Source organism: Moraxella tetraodonis (genome assembly GCF_022359095.1).
GTDB lineage: Bacteria > Pseudomonadota > Gammaproteobacteria > Pseudomonadales > Moraxellaceae > Faucicola > Faucicola tetraodonis.
This window is the reverse complement of record NZ_JACSYB010000001.1, coordinates 2116941-2133696: the sequence shown is the minus strand read 5'-3', so window position 1 is coordinate 2133696 and position 16756 is coordinate 2116941. Positions and strand designations below refer to the sequence as shown.

Here is a 16756-nt window from a genome sequence, read left to right as displayed (position 1 = left end):
AGTAATATGTCCAATAACTTATACCCAATACTGGTCACGATTGCCAAGCTTTATAATGTCGCAGCCGTCATTATCGCTTTTTATGTTGCGCCCAATTACTTATTGGCCGTGGGTATCATTGCCGTAATCACATTTTCTATGGTGGTTGGCTATGTTGCAAAATCGCCCAAAGACCTGCCAAGCTTAAGGGTGTTTTTCACCAGCTATGCCGTTATTGCCTTGATGGCCATCGCTATTGCCCATTTTTTCTCCATCACTGACACGCCACTTGAACAAAAAGACTGGCAAACCATCACCGCTACACTGCCCAAACAACCGACCGAATTGGTATTTGCCCAAGGCAAATCGAGCAGCAGCCGTGATGAGTTTTTGGTGTTAAATGGCAAGCGCTTTCGCTGTTTGGAAACCGACGGTTATCATTCAAGTTGCCCAAAAGCCTACCCGTTGGCTGAGCATACGGCCAGCATTCACTATGCTGAGGATTACCCGTATGGGTTTATCGTCTATGAGATGAGGGTGGCCGACCAAGCGCTTTATAGCATTGCTGATTATGATAAAGGCGTTCAAGCCATCGCGGCCAGGCGTCGCAAAGGTGATCAATGGTTATTAATTCTGTTTGTGTTACCCGCTGTTATCATGTATTTATTAAACAAAATAAATAGATTAATAAAGCATAAATCAAGCGCGGGCTAGTCACCAGTCAAACACTCATTGATACTGGTAGATGCAGCAATCCATAATCAATAAGCGAACTAGGCCTAAAAATACAAAAACCAACGCTAGGGCAAATGTAAAACGGACAACGTATCATCGTTGTCCGCTTTGTGTTGGGCACTTTATCCTACAATGGCAGGTTTGAACACGGTGTTGAGTTCAATGAGGGGATGCGACAGCTACAACAGGCGTTGGTAGAGGTTGCGGGCTGGGCTCAGCTATGCCAACTTTGGGTGGCTCGATATAAGGTAACACAGCGCCACGGCAACTTTCTTTACTATTTTTAGTGGCAGCAAGCGGCTTTAAGCGCGCCAAATACTGGGTTTTTAACGCATTAAAGCTTTGTTTATCTACGCCCGATGCATTTAAGGCGGTTAATTCAGCCGTAGCGACCCAGCGGTCAACAGTATTATAGTGCTCGCGAGAATGGCGCCAACCAAACTCACAAAATTCTGCTTCTGCCCAAATAAGTTTGACTTCACTATCGGCTACCGTTTTGACGAGCGGTGTAAACGCAGGCGTTTGTTTAATGGTCAACAGACTTGCCCAAAGATCGGGACGCTGTAAACCTGATGTAGGCGGAATGTCTGCTGTCAAAGGCAGTTTGTCAACTTGGTTGGTTTTTAACGCCTCAACAATACTTAACGCTTCAGCCAGCGCATAACGACTTGCTTTGGTGAGGCTGGCTTCATTTCTTTCATGTGCCACATAACTTAGCCATGCATCGGCTTTATAAGCCTGAAAACGAGTATTGATTGGTTGGTGCTCAGCTTGATAGGGCTGTAGCTGCTCACGAATACAAAAAACATCTGCGACAAAGGCTTTATTTTGGGTGCCTTTAGCTATAACGGCTTTTGTATCACTTGAACAATAAGCGCCTGGTTTATATTGGGTAGGCACGGCTTGGCTCGCTAGTTCAGCATGAGCAGGACTTGCCATGATACCTATCATGATTGCAAAAGAGCAAATGGATAACGATGGATGGGCGAATAAAGACGCAGCCGAGACACAAGCCTGAATTGGGTTTAATTTCATTTTTTAGCAACCTCATCATCTGCCATCATACGGCTATTGACGGTAGGGCGTTTTTTGTTAAATAAATCTTCGTCAAATTTATAACGTAAGCGGACATACGCACCTTGTTGGTTGTCGCTGCCACTGGCGATATCATCGTCATGATAGCCTTTGAAGTTGTAACCTGCAGAAACCCACAGATTTGCCATGGGTGTATAACCCACCTCGGCGCCGATTAAATAATTACGTGAGTCATTATCGCTCCACATGGTACCCGCTTGGATACCCGCATCCCAACGTTCGTTGATGTCATACATGGCGCGAGCAGATAATACTTGAGAGGTGCTATCACTGGTGATGCCATCCATCGTCAATTCATTGTATTTACCCGCGTAATGACCCGATAAAGTCAAGCGGCGTACAGGATGATAATTACTATGTAAAGAAGCAATATAGGTTTCTTTTTTGTAAGGGCTATCTGCGTCTAGACCGTTATTGTCATAGCGATATTCAATTTTTGCTAGATGGTCGCTGATGTTGTTATCATAGTCACGATAAGCCACACCCAACTGAAACCGATCAATGGTGCGATCTTTATTTTGCTCATTATCTTGTTGCAGCGAATAGATATTTTTGGCTAGCAAGGTGACGTCATCATTGATTTTGTTGGCATAACCAAAACTAGTCAGCAAGGTGTCGGTTTGTACGCCCCAACGTTTTTCAACACGCCCACTCACTTTATATTTGTCACTGGCTAAGTAGTCAATACCTACCGTTGCTGCTGTTGCTGTGTTGTCGCTCTCACCTTGCATAGATTCAAGGTGTTCAAATGATGTATTGACGTAGACGCCATCTTGCACTTTCCATTTATTGCGTAAGCCAATCGCCGCTTCGGATTCGCGTGAAGATATGCCATCTTTGACACGGTATTCACTAAAGACTTGACCGTCTTTCATGTAGTTGGCATCTACCCCGATGATGGTTGATTGGTGTTCATCTGTACTATCTAGACCATAATCACCGGTTAAGGTTGAAGCCAATTCGTGACGCGCATATAGGCGACCTTTATTCCATAAGCTCGTTTCACCACCAACACTCCACGCATTACGGCTAGCATCATCAATATCCTGCTCGTATTCGACAAACACTTTTGATTTATTCAATCTTGGTAAATCCGCAGTCAATTTACCACGAAGCGTGGTACCTTGATAATTGCTGTCATTGTTAGTCACGCTTGAAGTCAATGATTGATTAAGGTCATCGGTATTGACCACTTCTTGATAATTGGTGGAAGCCGCTTTGGCATCTTTTTCGTAGTAACGTATGCCTAACTCACCTGTCAAGATGTTGCTGAGTTTACGCTCAATACTGACCGTCGCACCTTGACGTTGGCTGTCATTGGTGTGGTCTTTGGTTTGAATGGCTTCAGCTTTTAGCAAGGTTTTATCATTAATACGGCTATTGACCGTCAAGCCAGTTTCAGTACGCCCAGCAGTAATGGGTGAAGTTGCAGGCGTAAAGCCTTCATCGGCTTGGTTGTAATACAATTTGGCATCACGCGCTTTGTCTTTATAAGTCAATTCAACGCGTGCTGCATCACCGGATGTCTGTGAATTTAAGCTTTGAACATTAATGGCTGATGCAAGTGAGTCATTGATTTTATCCGAATCATAATGGGCAACCTCGGCGATAAGTTTTAATTTGTCGTTAAATTTAACAACGCTATTCACCCCTGAGAGTTTTTCGTTATTGGTGGGGTCGTCACTTTGGGCATAACTTGCGCCAATATTCACTCGTTTGGTGAGCTGATAGTTACCAGCGGTACCGACAATGGTATAGTCTTCACCAACATCATCCGCTTCAACGGTCACACGCAAATAAATGGGGTTGCCATCAATATCCGTGCTAGCAATCGGTGCGCGTAGATAAATAGCACGGCTAACACTATCAAAATCGTAGTCACTATAACGATTGAGCGCTTGACGAGAGATAATGGTCCCTGGATTGTTGCGGTCACGAACCAGTACTTCAACCGTTTCGCTGTTGAGTAGGATGTCCGCAAAATCTTTAACGCCAGTCGGATAGGGACCTGAGATACCCAAACCACGAGTTTCTGTGACGTGTTGGCTTGAGCTTGTTTGTGCCGCAAAGGCAGTGACTTTGGCTTTATCGGATTCGTAGTGTGCTTTTGCACCTGTTAGGGTACGGTCATATTGACCCAATGATAAGCCTTCTTCGTTGTCGATATGGGTTTTGATATCGCCATACATCACGAATGAGCGGCCTTTGTCTAAACGTACGTAGAATTTTTCGCTAGACTGGGCATCAAAACCTTTGGCAGAGGCATCACCATAGACAGGATAGTATTGATCTGGGTCAATATCACGAAATAGACGATCTTTTTTGTCTTTATCGGAATCATACGCCATGGTCAATAGCATATTGCCGCGCACTTTGCCTTTTAAGAAAAATGCCGCACGACCCTGTGTGCTGGTGTTATCGCTATCATTGCCTGATAGACTGCGTAATTCTTGTTCAAAGCCGTCATTGTTGCTGACAGATTCAATAGTTGAGCCAAGGTTGTTAAAGGAAATCACCCCTTCAACAATACCTGCTGCGATCATCGGGCGTAGTTGTGGCACGAATTGGATAGGGATAATTTTTTGTAAATTACCGGCTTTGACCACCAAGTTGCCTTTGCCTGGATTGGTGGGAGCACGGACGCTCACGAGCAGTTCACCACCTTCAGCCATCATCTGAATGCCAGCTTGGTCTTTACTGTGATCTGGCTGATTACTGACAATAGTACCGATATCAGTATCAAGTGATACCGTGGCAGGCGCAGCATACTGACCGTGATCGGTATCACTTAGGCGAATTACCACTTGATATTCACTAATACCATCCGCTTCTGCGGTGTTTGATTGATTAACGGTAGTAATATCTGCAATTTGGTTGGGTGCATATACGTTGATAGATTTGCTAGAAACGACTTTGCCTGTGCTATCTGTTGCGCGAATCGAAAGGGTATTATTGCCACGTTGTAACGGTACTGCAAAATAATCAAACCCTGAGATGCCTTCTTTATCCCAAGCGACTTCTTTACCCATCAAGCTTGCATCAACGAGGTGGTTGTTAACCAATAATTGTGTGGTTGCACCTTTGGGTGCTTTAATTTGAACACGGATTTTTGTACTATCGACACGTTGGTTATTGGTCAAATTTAAGAAATCTGCATCGGCTGTCACGCCTTCAATACGCTTGTCATCGGCTGTAGACAAGGCTTTTTCAATCTCAGGCGCTTTGACAGGGGCAATCGGATGAACTTCAAGCTGACCAGTTTTTTTGGTAGCTACAGTATTATCAGAAATTACCGATTCACAATTAATTTGACCATCAGCGATATTGGGATTTTTACACCCAGCGGCTTCAATATTGGTGTCGTTATCAACCGTGTAAGTAGGCTCTAAAGCCAGATCTGTTTTGATGGCTTGCTCTAACGCATCGTTTTTAATCGCAATTTGTTTGGCGCGTTTTTGCAAATCGCTAATTAATGCAGCATGACCTTGGTTATCATTGCTGTCGATCCCATCGGTTATTGCAAAATCTGCCCGATGCAATTCACCAAATTTTAAGTCAACAAAGCGGCTCCCTGGATCGCCTGCATTACGATTGCTTTGTTCGATAAGTTCAACACCGCGCGGTAGCGTGGTACGGTCAAGTTTGATAACATGGGTTTTGGCTTTCATGCCATACACGCTGTATTTACCTTCGCTATCTGTGACCACAAAGGTACCATCTTCTAGATACAAACGAACACCTGCAACACCCAGTTCATTTTGCGCTTTTTGTTGAATGCCATCTCGGTTCAGGTCAGCATAGACTTTACCAATAATAATACCATCGGTGTTTAATACGCCAGCTGTTACGTCAACATGCGCTTCACCTAAGGGCGATTGAACGACACTGCCAGTTAATGAGTCTTTACCTTCTGCAAATGCGATGTTGGTGCCTGTACCTGAGGCAGCATTAGAGCCCAAAGCAACGCGATAGGTGACTTTTTTGGTTTCATTGGCTTTTAGGCTGTTTAAACCCAATGTCATGTACTTGCCAGACTGGGCAAAATCTTGCGTGTATTTTTGACCATCCACTCTGACCGAGTTTTTGACATAGGTAAAACCTAAGGGTAAATCGTCTTTGACTACCACGTCTGCCGCATCGGTTTTACTTACATTTGTGACTTTAATAGTATAGTCGACAAAATCGCCAATTTCGGCAGATGTGACATTCGCTTCTTTGCTAATGCTTAACGCAGTCTGGTCGTTATTAACATTGATTGATGTTAAGATTTTGTCTGAAATCACCCCAGTCGTGCTACCATCGGCACTTTCGCACTTATCGGCTTGGGCTGTTAAAGTATCATCATCCAATGTCTGAATAATGGCATCGGCAATGGCATTGGCATTGAGCTCGGTAGGGGCTGAGATACGGTATTTACCTGTATTGACCCCTGTTTCAACGGCTTTTAAACGAAGGGTATCGCCTGTTTTGCTAGAAGTAACATTGAGCCATACATTGTCAACCTGTGTTGGATTGGCATTACAATAGGCAAGACCGACTTCAATATAGACAGGCTGTCCAGCAGAGGTTTGACTCAGGTTGTTTTGGTAAGTTGGGTCTTTATATACAATGCTTGGCGCGATAGCCACTAAGCTATCAGTTGCGCTAGCTTGTACTGTGTTATCCTCTTGCACTACCGCGGTGATGGGTACATCGACTGTGTCGCCATCTTTAAGCTCGGTGCTGGTCAATGCTTTGACAATCAGATGAATTTGCTCACCTGCCGCGATACTTATCGTAGGCTGCAGCTCGGTTTCATTGCTATCAATAATGCCATTGTTATTGGCATCAATATATACTTGGAAGTTTGAAAGCGTGTTGGGCGTGTTAAAGTTAACCGCAACATTGGCATCAAAAGTCCCTGTGTTTTCTAAGGTGTTTTGCCACTGGACTTCATTACCAGGTTTGATGGTAATAGTGAGTGGCTGAGTGAGAGTAATGTCGTATTTGGGCAAAGAAAAAGCTTGAACACGAGTCGTGTTTGATTTTATTGCATTAACAATGCCTTCATGGCTATCAACCACATAGTTGGCATCTGCGGTATTATCGATTTGGATAATATTACGACCGTTTGCTGCCAGCGCAGGATTCATTTGGATAAGCAAGATACTGCTCGCAAGCAAGCCAAGCTTACCCAAGCTGTGATATCTAGTCGAATTATGACGATTATTTGTCATTAATAGTTTCTCACTTATCAAAATAAATTTATAAAAGATGGGTGGGTTAGGTGTGACTTAATCACACCTAACTGTTACCACTTAACAATTTAGATTAAAACAATTAATTGGCGCCGTTAATTTTTACGACAAATTGTAGATAACCAGTCCCACCATTTGCTGCCAGTGTCAAGCTTGAAGACTGGGCTGAGGAACCTGGGACAACGGTAGCGCCATTAGCACTATCAAAGATACTACCCGCAACATAAGTCGCTTTGGTATTCCATTGTGATGCTTCGTCTTTAATCACAACATTGGTTAACTGTTTGGTTTTCATTGTATTGGTTGCGGTGATTTTATAGACAATACATTGACCTGGTGTGGCAGTAACGGAAGTTTGGGCAAAAGCTGTATCCGGGGTTTTATCACAGGTAGCATCTAGCGCCTGCTCTTTTACCAATGTCATACCTTGTACAGTAGTGGTATTAGTAACAGGGGCTACAGTGGGTTTGGTTGTACCTGTTACCTCTGCTGGGATTAGAGTAATCGTATTGGTTTCGCTTGTGTCAATGGTTGCTCCTTTGGTCACAACGTCATACTTAATAGTACCTGTCGCACCTGACGCCAATGAACCAGGAATGGTATATACCCCATTAGCATCTGGCGTCAACGTCACAGCGGTACCCCCTTGTGGGGTATAGATAACATTTTGTGGGGTAATATTATCAGTCGTGCTTGGGTTACTAATAGTAAAGGTCAAGCCAGTTTCAGGATTGTTACCTGTGTTGGTAATAGTTTCAGTATAGGTCACGCCAGTCGATGTGCTCGTTGGTGGTAACTCAGCACTGGTACTACCTGTGAGTGTCAAACTACGATCACTAAATGTAATTGCCGTGCTAGTATCACCGCCCGTACCTGGACCCGTTGGATCATTGGGTACTTTTGCATCAGTTGGGTTGCTAGTACCTGAGCTATCTTTAATATCAGACGTTGGGTTGTCACCTGGAGTTACTGCTGTATCGTTATAGTTATCATATACTTCAGCAGTATTGGTAACGCCTGCTTTATTGACTTTGGTTTTATCAATTGCTGCTGTAAAGGTGATGGTCAGGGTTTCATTGACTTTTAAGGCAACGCCATTAATAGCAATAATTTGACGACCATCAACGGTTGACGTTGTTAGCGTAGGGGTAGTGCCATTAATCGTACTACTATCAGTAGAAGTTACGTTAATAGCACTAAGACCGCCTGATACCGTCAATCCAGTTGGTAGTTTATCTTGAATCAAAACACCTACCGCATCTGCTGCATAAGTGGCACTACCATCATTTTTTACCCTAATTGTATAGTCAACTGTTGGTGAGTCAGCATTTAAGTCAATGTTGGTGTTAGTTGCCGTTTTTTGAATAGCAAATACGGGCAATTTAATAATCGCTTGGTTTTCATTGATTAAGGTAGCAGAAGTACCTGTGGTCGCATTATTGGTGATATAAGTACTAGTCGCAGTCAGCGTACCAACCGCACTTTGACCGCCTGTAGCTGTAGTAGGGCTAGTGACATTATAAGTCAATGTAGCATATTGATCTGGTAATAACTTAATAGTGCCAGCAGTCGCAGATACGGTACCTGTTTGTGCTTGACTCGTCGCCAATGTTGTCGCAGTGGTGCCATCAGCATTAAAAATAGCATAGCTAATAGTAGTAGGGTTGGTATAAGTGTAATCTTGGTTACCCGTTGTGATGTTAGGATCGTTATTGGTCGTTAGATTTAATGTATAAGTATCGGTCACATTACCAGTATTTTTTAATTTATTGGTAAACGTAGTAGTGCCACCCGGAACAGCTGCTTGTGATTCATTTTTATCATCCGTCGATGAAGTACCTTGTGTACCGAAAAGGGTAAAACTACCAACTTCACTCACGTTAACAATGACTGCATTTGAAGTGACAGTAGGCTGTGCTATACCGTCAACAGAATAGCTCGCTGTCGCCTCATTGGTTATCGAAAAACCACCAGATAGGGAAGCTGAGCCCGATGATGTGCTTGCTGATACACCATTAGCAATACCAAAACCCAGAGCTAACGCCACCCCAGCCGTTAGCACATTAGGATTAAAATTGAATTTTTTCATTCATAACTCCGAAAATAGGAAAAAAATAAGACTTGGGAAAACGCCCTATTAAAATAAGACGTTATAGGTAACAGCAAAACATTAAAAATAAAAAATTACCCAGTTATTGCACTTTTGCATTCAAACTAACAGTGGTACTCTGCTGAGCAGGTAAGGTTTTAACAATCCAGCGTAGCGCACGATACTGTGATACGGGCACTTCAACCATTTTGCCATTGACCTTACGCATGATTGGCAAATTCTCAAATTTTTTGCCATCTAGACTGGCTTGTGTAGGCGCAGGGGAGCTTGAGCTGACATAGACCATATTCGCTGGCACAGGAAGGGTCAAAGCCAGATCCGTCATAGGTTTTTGGATGTTATTACGGTAAATCGCTTGATATTGGATGACATCACCACTGTTGGCGCGATTGACCGTTTTTAGCACTTGCTTACCATTTTCTGTGACGATTTGTTTGGCTTGTAAATTGACCGATAATGCCTCTGCGGCATGGGCAATATTTGACAGGCTTAAGCCTAGAACAGTTGATAAGGCAAAGGTCTTTAAAAATTTTGAATTGTATAGATTGTATTTCATTTAAATACCTCTTTGTTAACTTGTGTATATTATATCTTAGTGAATAATACGACAAATAATCGAAATTCGTCAAACGTCCTAAAAAGTCGATAAGCTGTAAAATTCTGCAAATAGCCTAATCGTTTGAAGTTTTAAAAAAGTTATATCGTTAAGGTTTGTATTGATTCTATCGTCAACAAGGATAGGGTGAGTTGGCATTCGATGAGAGGTGGTTAAGAAAAACACCCATTGTTAAGACCGAAAAAAAAGTCGTTGATTTATTTTATGTTTGTTAATTTATTTACCCTAATAATTCTATTTAATTTTATAAAATTATAATTTAGGCTATAAATCAGCATTTTTATTAGAAATTTAACCATTTATCGGCTAACGTAACCATTAATCTAATCCATCCTATTGATAAATTTGTTAAGCCTATAAAAACTGAGGTTATGACGATTAGGGATGGGAAATACAAGTTTTGACTAAAGGGAGTAGAGAGTTAAATAGTGGACTATACCTCCATGCTAACACTCAGTAAAAAATATTTGCGCTAAAAAAGACCACGCTTGGGTGGTCTTTTTTAATCATAAATTAAGCTTAAGGCAAACTACTATCATACTTCGTATTAAAATACAGTGACATACTAGCACCTTTATCCAATGATTTAACATTACTGACTACCGTACCATTTTGCCCAAAGGCAGTAACTGCACCTGTCACCCCACTATTAAAATTAATATTAAAGTTATTAGACGTGGTATCTGTTGGCCCAACGAGGGTTGATGTGACTGTTGAGGTGTTTACCCCTTTTTTGGGCAGCGCGTCTGTGATTCGCACATTGGTTAATGGTTTGGTCAAATTAGTGCGGTTATAAGCGGTGATTTTGTACGCCACGCACTTACGCGCATCGATACCTGACTGAGTGACAGCGTTATAAGTCAAGCCTAACATAGCGGTATTGGTGATATTACAATCATTGGTAGCTTGCTCTTTGACCAATACTAAGCCTGCGTTATTTTGGCTGACTTCACCAAAGTTGAGATTGGGATAGTTATAGGTCGTAGCGATATAGTTTACATTGAGTTGGTTGTTGGTGGTATCCACAGGGTATGTTGTTAAGTTACCACCTGGTTCTTTTTCAATCAAGCAGACATTGGTTGCACCTGACATTTCAGTTTGGGTCGCAGTGATGCTGTAAGTACCATCTGCATTCACAGGAACCGTTTTAATAGGGGTAGGAGATGTGGTATTACAGTTCTTTGCTAGTTGTACTTGTAGTCCTGTTTGATAAATCCCCTTTTCGTTTGCAGTTGGGTCATATTTGCCATTGAAGTAATTGGCATTGGGAGCAGTTGTGGGATAGGTATTAGTTGCAGGATTGTTCAAATCGCTTGCTATACCACCGTTATCGTTAAATATGATGCCAGAGAAAATATAAGCACTGGGCGTATTAGTAATGGTACAGGTAATATCGTCTCCATAGGTCAAAGTCGGTAGATTAAAGCTAGTGGTTGAACCACTCGGCATGGTGGTCGTCGAAGATGAGTTAGCATTGGTACAGGCATAATTGGTGTTATAATTGGCTAAATTTCCTTTACCGTCCGTATTAGCGATGGTTTCAGCGATTGTGTAGGTCGCGGTAGTGGATAGTCCCGTAGCGGTTATGCTATTGGTGGTTAAGCTACTACCCGTGCCTGTGGTGGTAAAGCTACTAACAGGCGTTGTACCTGTGGTAGTGGCAATGGTAAATTGGTCATTTGTTTCGACACGGTTGCCTGTTAGAACTTTTCTAGTTGTCAGCTTGGGCGGGGTAACGCAGAAATAAAAGTCTGAGTAACCCACTGCATGAGCTGCATTAAATTGTGTATATCGATTACTATGTGTGATACTGAAGATACTGTTTGCAGGCTTAGCCCCCCAAGTCGCATCGATATTACAACCATTAAGGTCACAGTTTCGACCTATGATAGCCGTGACAATATTATTATTCGGATTATTAATTGTATGGTAATAAGTATTATAAGTTAACTGTCCGCTAGTGCTAGAAACATCGACTTGCTCCTGATAAGCGACTTGACCGCTATTATTGGCAGCAGAATCCAAATCTTGAACGACAAAGCTTAATTTAGTAACGGCACGATTCACTGAAATATTCATTGTATGATTATCTTTAACACCGGGTGAATTATGCACTAAATTTAGGGCATTTTGCGTTGCATTAGTAATACTGCCATAAAAGGGAGGCGTTCCGCCATTATTCGAATTTGGGTCAACTAATAATGGAAAATTGATGGTCATGGTCGTACCTGTACCATCATTAAAGTTAAAAGTTCTACTGGTACTGCCAGCCGTCCATGACAATGCTAAACGGGTAGACCCAGAGGGAGCATTTGCCCCGACATAATACATTTTATCACCGCTAGGACAAACCGGAGCAGCATAAGAAGTGCTGATATTTAATATTGAAAATATTACACCTATCAGCATCAGCCAATAGACTTTGGGCTTAGCATATTGCATAGAGTTATCCTAATGTAACAATTATTTAATTATCTTAAACATAAGTAAGCATTGGTATAATTTTAACGACAATTAAATTAAAATAAAACCAAAAACAACAAACTTATGTCAGAACGTTGTTTTTTTCCGATAAGCCTATTTTTTTAACATTCTCTATCATCATACCTTCATAATTTTGTCATATTATCAGCATTTTTAACGCTCATTAGAGAGTCTCAATATGCCAAATAATCAGCCCACTGCACACAGCAACCTTATTATCAGCAATCATATTACTGATATGCTTGATGACTTACCCCAATCACAGTTTTTAAATGATGAAACCCTCAAAAACAATGATAGACTGCGCCAACAAATGCATGAAGACTTAATTGACAGCTATGATGAAGAGATTGAATCCGAAATGGACGACTACATCCAAGATTTACGGTATGACGGGCAGCCGTTAACCGACAGCCAAAAAATCGCTCGCCATATTTATTTTAATGAATTGATTCGTCTGCAAAAAGAACTCATTAAATTGCAAGATTGGGTAGTGGCAACGGGTGAGCGCATCGTTGTCATCTTTGAAGGTCGCGACTCAGCGGGTAAAGGCGGTGCTATCAAACGTATCACCCAACGGCTCAATCCGCGCGTCTGCCGTGTGGCCGCCCTACCTGCACCCAATGACCGCGAAAAGACCCAATGGTATTTTCAGCGCTATGTCGCGCACCTGCCAGCCGCGGGCGAGATTGTGCTATTTGATCGCAGTTGGTACAACCGTGCTGGGGTTGAGCGAGTGATGGGATTTTGTACTGACGCGCAATACGAAGAGTTTTTTGAGTCAGTGCCAGAATTTGAGCGTATGTTGGTGCGCTCAGGGATTCGCTTAATCAAATATTGGTTTTCTATTTCAGATGACGAGCAAGAGTCACGCTTTATGAGCCGTATTTATGACCCGCTCAAACAGTGGAAACTCTCACCGATGGATTTAGAATCGCGTCGCCGCTGGGAAGATTATACCAAAGCCAAGGAAGTGATGTTTGAACGCACCCATATTCCAGAAGCCCGTTGGTGGGTGGTTGAGGGTGATGATAAGAAAAAGGCGCGGCTAAACTGCATCAACCATCTGCTCTCACAAATTCCCTACCAAGAAATACAACGGGATAATGTGGTATTGCCAGAACGCGAGCATCACGACAATTACCAACGTGAGCCAATCGCTGAAGATATGTATGTGCCTAACGTGTACTAATTTTTAGTTTACTCGCACAAAAAGGATACGCTATGTATGCTTTTTTAAACGCCTGCTGCTGTTGGTGAGTTAAACTTCAGCAATTGGCACGTCAGCGCTTAAAGAGACTAACTTGAAAACCGCAAATCTGCCCATTTTGTTCTAGGTTCTGCATGGTAATTTGCAAACCATGCAGCTCAGCGATACGGCGCACAATCGACAGACCCAAGCCGCTACCAATCTCAGCTTGACCTGCGGGACGAAAAAACCGCTCTGATAGCCGAGCAAGGTCGATAGGTGCAACCCCGTTGCCATTGTCAATAACTGTAATCACCTCACTATCTAATACTAACCGAATCGTGGTATGGTCAGGGCTATAGCGAATGGCATTGTCCAATAAGTTGCGCAGCAAAATGCCGATTAAAGTGGCGTTACCTGTCAAAGGCAAAATAGCTTTGGCATCCACTAACACATCACGGCGTAATTGGCTGTTTTTTTCGCGGGCACGACGGTTGACTTCTGAGAGGATATCATTGGATAGGGCTATCCAATCAATCGGTGCAAAGGTCTGCGGGTCGAGCCCTTGCTGTGGCGCCAGTTTTGCCAAAATCAGCAATTGTTCGACCAGTCGATTGGCGCGCTCATTACTATGACTGATTTGTCGGCAGTGACTCAGGAGTGCATCGGTTTGACTATCGGTTAAATTGGCTTGCAAAATGGTTTGTTGTAGTACATCGGTCTGTAGTTTGATGGCAGTGAGCGGGCTGCGTAATTCATGAGAGGCATCTGCGGTAAAGCGTTTTTCACGCTCAAGGGTATCCGCGACTTTATCAAATAACTCATTAAGCGCGTTTAGCAAGGGTTGAATTTCTAATGGTGTATCGACCGATAATGGGGTTTTATCTTCAGGGCTGCGAGTGCTCAACAAGTCACTAATCCGTTTGAGCGGAACAAAGCCACGCCGCACTGACAGCCATGTCAGCATAATCAATAGCATCACCCCAATCAGCGAGGGAACGAGTTGAATGGTTAATGATTTATAGATAATCTCTTGACGCGAATTAAGGTTTTGCCCGATAGCGATGAGATGGTTGGTAGCGTCGTCATGCGCATAAAACAGGCGCCACGAGTGACTAAAGGGATTGAGCTCTTGATAGGCACTGTTGTTTTCCAAAAAACCGTGTTGTTTGGGCAAAAAAGTAAAATGCTGACCGTCTTTATCAGCCATCAGTAATTTACCGTTTTGATCCCAAATCGCAAAACCCATATAGTCTTCTTCAGCATCCCCTAAATCGCCTGATAGCAAGCCATTTTCAAGATTTAAAATTTTAGGCACATTGGCAGGGTTGGTGAGATGAAGTTTAACATCTTGAGAAATACCAATCAGATAGCGGGCTAATTGGGTGATTTGGGTGTCATTGATTTCGTTGATTTCGTGCGAAAGCCGCCATACCGATATGAGGGTAATCGATAGCCAAATAATCGGTAGTCCGATGAGCAGGGAGTTGAGTAGCTGCCTTTGGATACTATAAGGTTTTTGGGTGGTAGGGGTCATAATGGTAACCGCTTAAAGCGGGATATCGGGCGAATCATTCAGGGCGCTGCAACGCAGGATTGAGATAATAGCCAATACCACGCCGAGTGAGGATAAAATCATTACCGAGTTTTTTTCGCAGGTTGTGAATATGTACTTCAATCGCGTTGCTTTCGATATCTTGCTGCCAACCGTATAGCTTATCCTCAAGGCTGGCGCGGCTATGCACCAAATTGGGATAGCTGATAAACTGCTCAAGGACGGTGATTTCTTTGGCAGTCAAATCCACCCATTTTCCTTGATAAAAAACTTGCTGCTGCTGTGGCAAGTAGCTGACATCCCCATAACGGATTTCAGTTTGACTGCGCCCTTGGCTGCGGCGAATCAAAGCCTGCAAACGGGCAACCACTTCATCTAAAGCAAACGGTTTGACCAAATAATCGTCTGCCCCAGCATTGAGACCTGCCACGCGGTTGGCAATGGCATCGCGCGCCGTAATAATCAGTACAGGCGTGTCAATCTTTTGTTGTCGCCAATTGGCCAAAATAGTCATCCCATCGCCACGCGGCAAGGTCAAATCCAATAACACGGCATCAAACACCCCTTCATGAATGGCCATTTCACCGAGTTTGGCATCAGCAAACCAATCCACCATCATGTTTTGTTGGCTCAAGCCTTTGACAATACCATCGGCAATGGTGGCATCATCTTCAATCAGTAAAATTCGGGTCATGAGGGTATTCCGTGGGTTTTATCTTATTTTTTAGCAAAGGTATTTATTGAACGGTTTTTTCACCCGTTATCATCGATTTTACCAAGTTTTGCTGTTGTAGTCTTCCCATTATAATCGCGGCTGCCACATGTAAAGGGACTAGCACCCAAAGACTGTTGGCTAAAAATTCGTGAATCGCTTGGATGCTATCGTCTCCCAAAAATTGGTCGGTGGTTTGCAAATAGCCTGTGATACCCAGCGCGATAATAATGCCCCATAGCGCAAACATCATCAGCGCACCCAACGGATTATGACCCAGATGACCGTGAAACTTATGCTGCTTGATGTCGGTCATATGCTCGCGAATGCGGTTTGGGGTAGGGAAAAAATTACTAAATCTGGCGTATTGGCTACCCACCAATCCCCAAATCAAACGAGACACTACCAGCGCCACGACGGCATAACCCATGTACTCATGCACATCACTACCACCTTCAGTGACGATAAGGTTGGCAAAAATACCCGCAGCGACTGCCCAATGAGTGATGCGCACCCAAATATCCCAGACTTTGACGGTTTGTGCAGATTGTGGTTGTGGTAACATTGCTATTTTCCATTGTCTAAAATATCAACACGGCTAAGTTAGCCGTGTCAAGGCATAACATTGGCAAACCTACCTCAAATTGCGTTGGTTGGATGGTTTGCTTGTCCTATTATTAGTCGATTTCTGATTTAACGATTTTGCCGTCTTTGGTATCAAAGTACATTTCGACTTTTTTACCACCTTTGCTTTTGCCATACATTTCATAGCAGTTGCCATCAGTTTTGAATTTTTTGATAGTAAAGCCATGTTTTTCTAGTGCTTTTTGAAAATCGGCTTGCGGGATTTGTTCGTTTTTTGGGTGCGCTTGGCAGTTGGCTTCGGCAAATGCGCTGCTGGCTGATAACATAGTGAGTGCCAATAAGCCTGAGGTGATTAATGATTTTTTCATAATGCCATCCTAAGTTTTTGATAAAGTTGTCAGGTCACGGGATAAGGTCGATACTGAGGTATATCCAAGTGGCTGAGTGTATTAAAACAAC

At 43.0% G+C, this 16756-nt stretch carries 11 protein-coding genes; 2 read left to right on the top strand and 9 right to left on the bottom strand.

Translation table 11 applies throughout. The features are described 5' to 3' along the window. Positions 1 to 6 precede the first annotated feature (6 nt). Complete coding sequence (locus H9W84_RS09390) at positions 7 to 693, top strand: hypothetical protein (protein WP_239743229.1); 687 nt, start codon at positions 7 to 9, stop codon at positions 691 to 693. 180 nt (positions 694 to 873) lie between these two features. Here the strand turns inward: H9W84_RS09390 and H9W84_RS09385 are convergent, their stop codons facing one another. The 5 genes from H9W84_RS09385 to H9W84_RS09365 all read right to left on the bottom strand — a co-directional run bounded on the left by H9W84_RS09385 (position 874) and on the right by H9W84_RS09365 (position 12214). Next, entirely contained in the window at positions 874 to 1749 is an 876-nt protein-coding gene (locus H9W84_RS09385; RefSeq protein WP_239743227.1) for a hypothetical protein, read from the bottom strand. Next, positions 1746 to 7025 (bottom strand): hypothetical protein, encoded by a 5280-nt coding sequence (locus H9W84_RS09380; RefSeq protein ID WP_239743225.1) that lies wholly within the window; start codon positions 7023 to 7025, stop codon positions 1746 to 1748. The genes H9W84_RS09385 and H9W84_RS09380 overlap by 4 nt, the downstream gene beginning before the upstream one ends. 103 nt (positions 7026 to 7128) lie before the next feature. Beyond that, positions 7129 to 9135: a beta strand repeat-containing protein gene (locus tag H9W84_RS09375; protein WP_239743223.1), complete on the bottom strand. Its 2007-nt coding sequence runs from the start codon at positions 9133 to 9135 to the stop codon at positions 7129 to 7131. Between the two features lie 103 nt (positions 9136 to 9238). Further along, positions 9239 to 9712 (bottom strand): hypothetical protein, encoded by a 474-nt coding sequence (locus H9W84_RS09370; RefSeq protein ID WP_239743221.1) that lies wholly within the window; start codon positions 9710 to 9712, stop codon positions 9239 to 9241. 579 nt (positions 9713 to 10291) lie between these two features. Next, positions 10292 to 12214: a hypothetical protein gene (locus tag H9W84_RS09365; RefSeq protein WP_239743219.1), complete on the bottom strand. Its 1923-nt coding sequence runs from the start codon at positions 12212 to 12214 to the stop codon at positions 10292 to 10294. A 220-nt stretch (positions 12215 to 12434) separates the two neighbouring features. Between H9W84_RS09365 and ppk2 the strand changes: the two genes are divergently transcribed. Further along, positions 12435 to 13448, top strand: coding sequence for a polyphosphate kinase 2 (gene ppk2 / locus H9W84_RS09360; RefSeq protein ID WP_420846657.1), 1014 nt, complete (start codon positions 12435 to 12437; stop codon positions 13446 to 13448). A 91-nt stretch (positions 13449 to 13539) separates the two neighbouring features. Here the strand turns inward: ppk2 and H9W84_RS09355 are convergent, their stop codons facing one another. The 4 genes from H9W84_RS09355 to H9W84_RS09340 form a co-directional block, all read right to left on the bottom strand. After that, positions 13540 to 14982 (bottom strand): ATP-binding protein, encoded by a 1443-nt coding sequence (locus H9W84_RS09355; RefSeq protein WP_239743217.1) that lies wholly within the window; start codon positions 14980 to 14982, stop codon positions 13540 to 13542. A gap of 34 nt (positions 14983 to 15016) precedes the next feature. After that, a complete protein-coding gene (locus tag H9W84_RS09350) occupies positions 15017 to 15694 on the bottom strand; it encodes a response regulator (protein WP_007117116.1) in 678 nt (225 codons plus the stop codon). Between the two features lie 43 nt (positions 15695 to 15737). Continuing rightward, positions 15738 to 16277: a cytochrome b/b6 domain-containing protein gene (locus H9W84_RS09345; RefSeq protein WP_239743215.1), complete on the bottom strand. Its 540-nt coding sequence runs from the start codon at positions 16275 to 16277 to the stop codon at positions 15738 to 15740. A gap of 112 nt (positions 16278 to 16389) precedes the next feature. Further along, the gene (locus H9W84_RS09340; RefSeq protein ID WP_050324602.1) at positions 16390 to 16665 is read right to left on the bottom strand and encodes a PepSY domain-containing protein; all 276 of its coding nucleotides are present in this window, start codon (positions 16663 to 16665) and stop codon (positions 16390 to 16392) included. Positions 16666 to 16756: the final 91 nt, after the last annotated feature.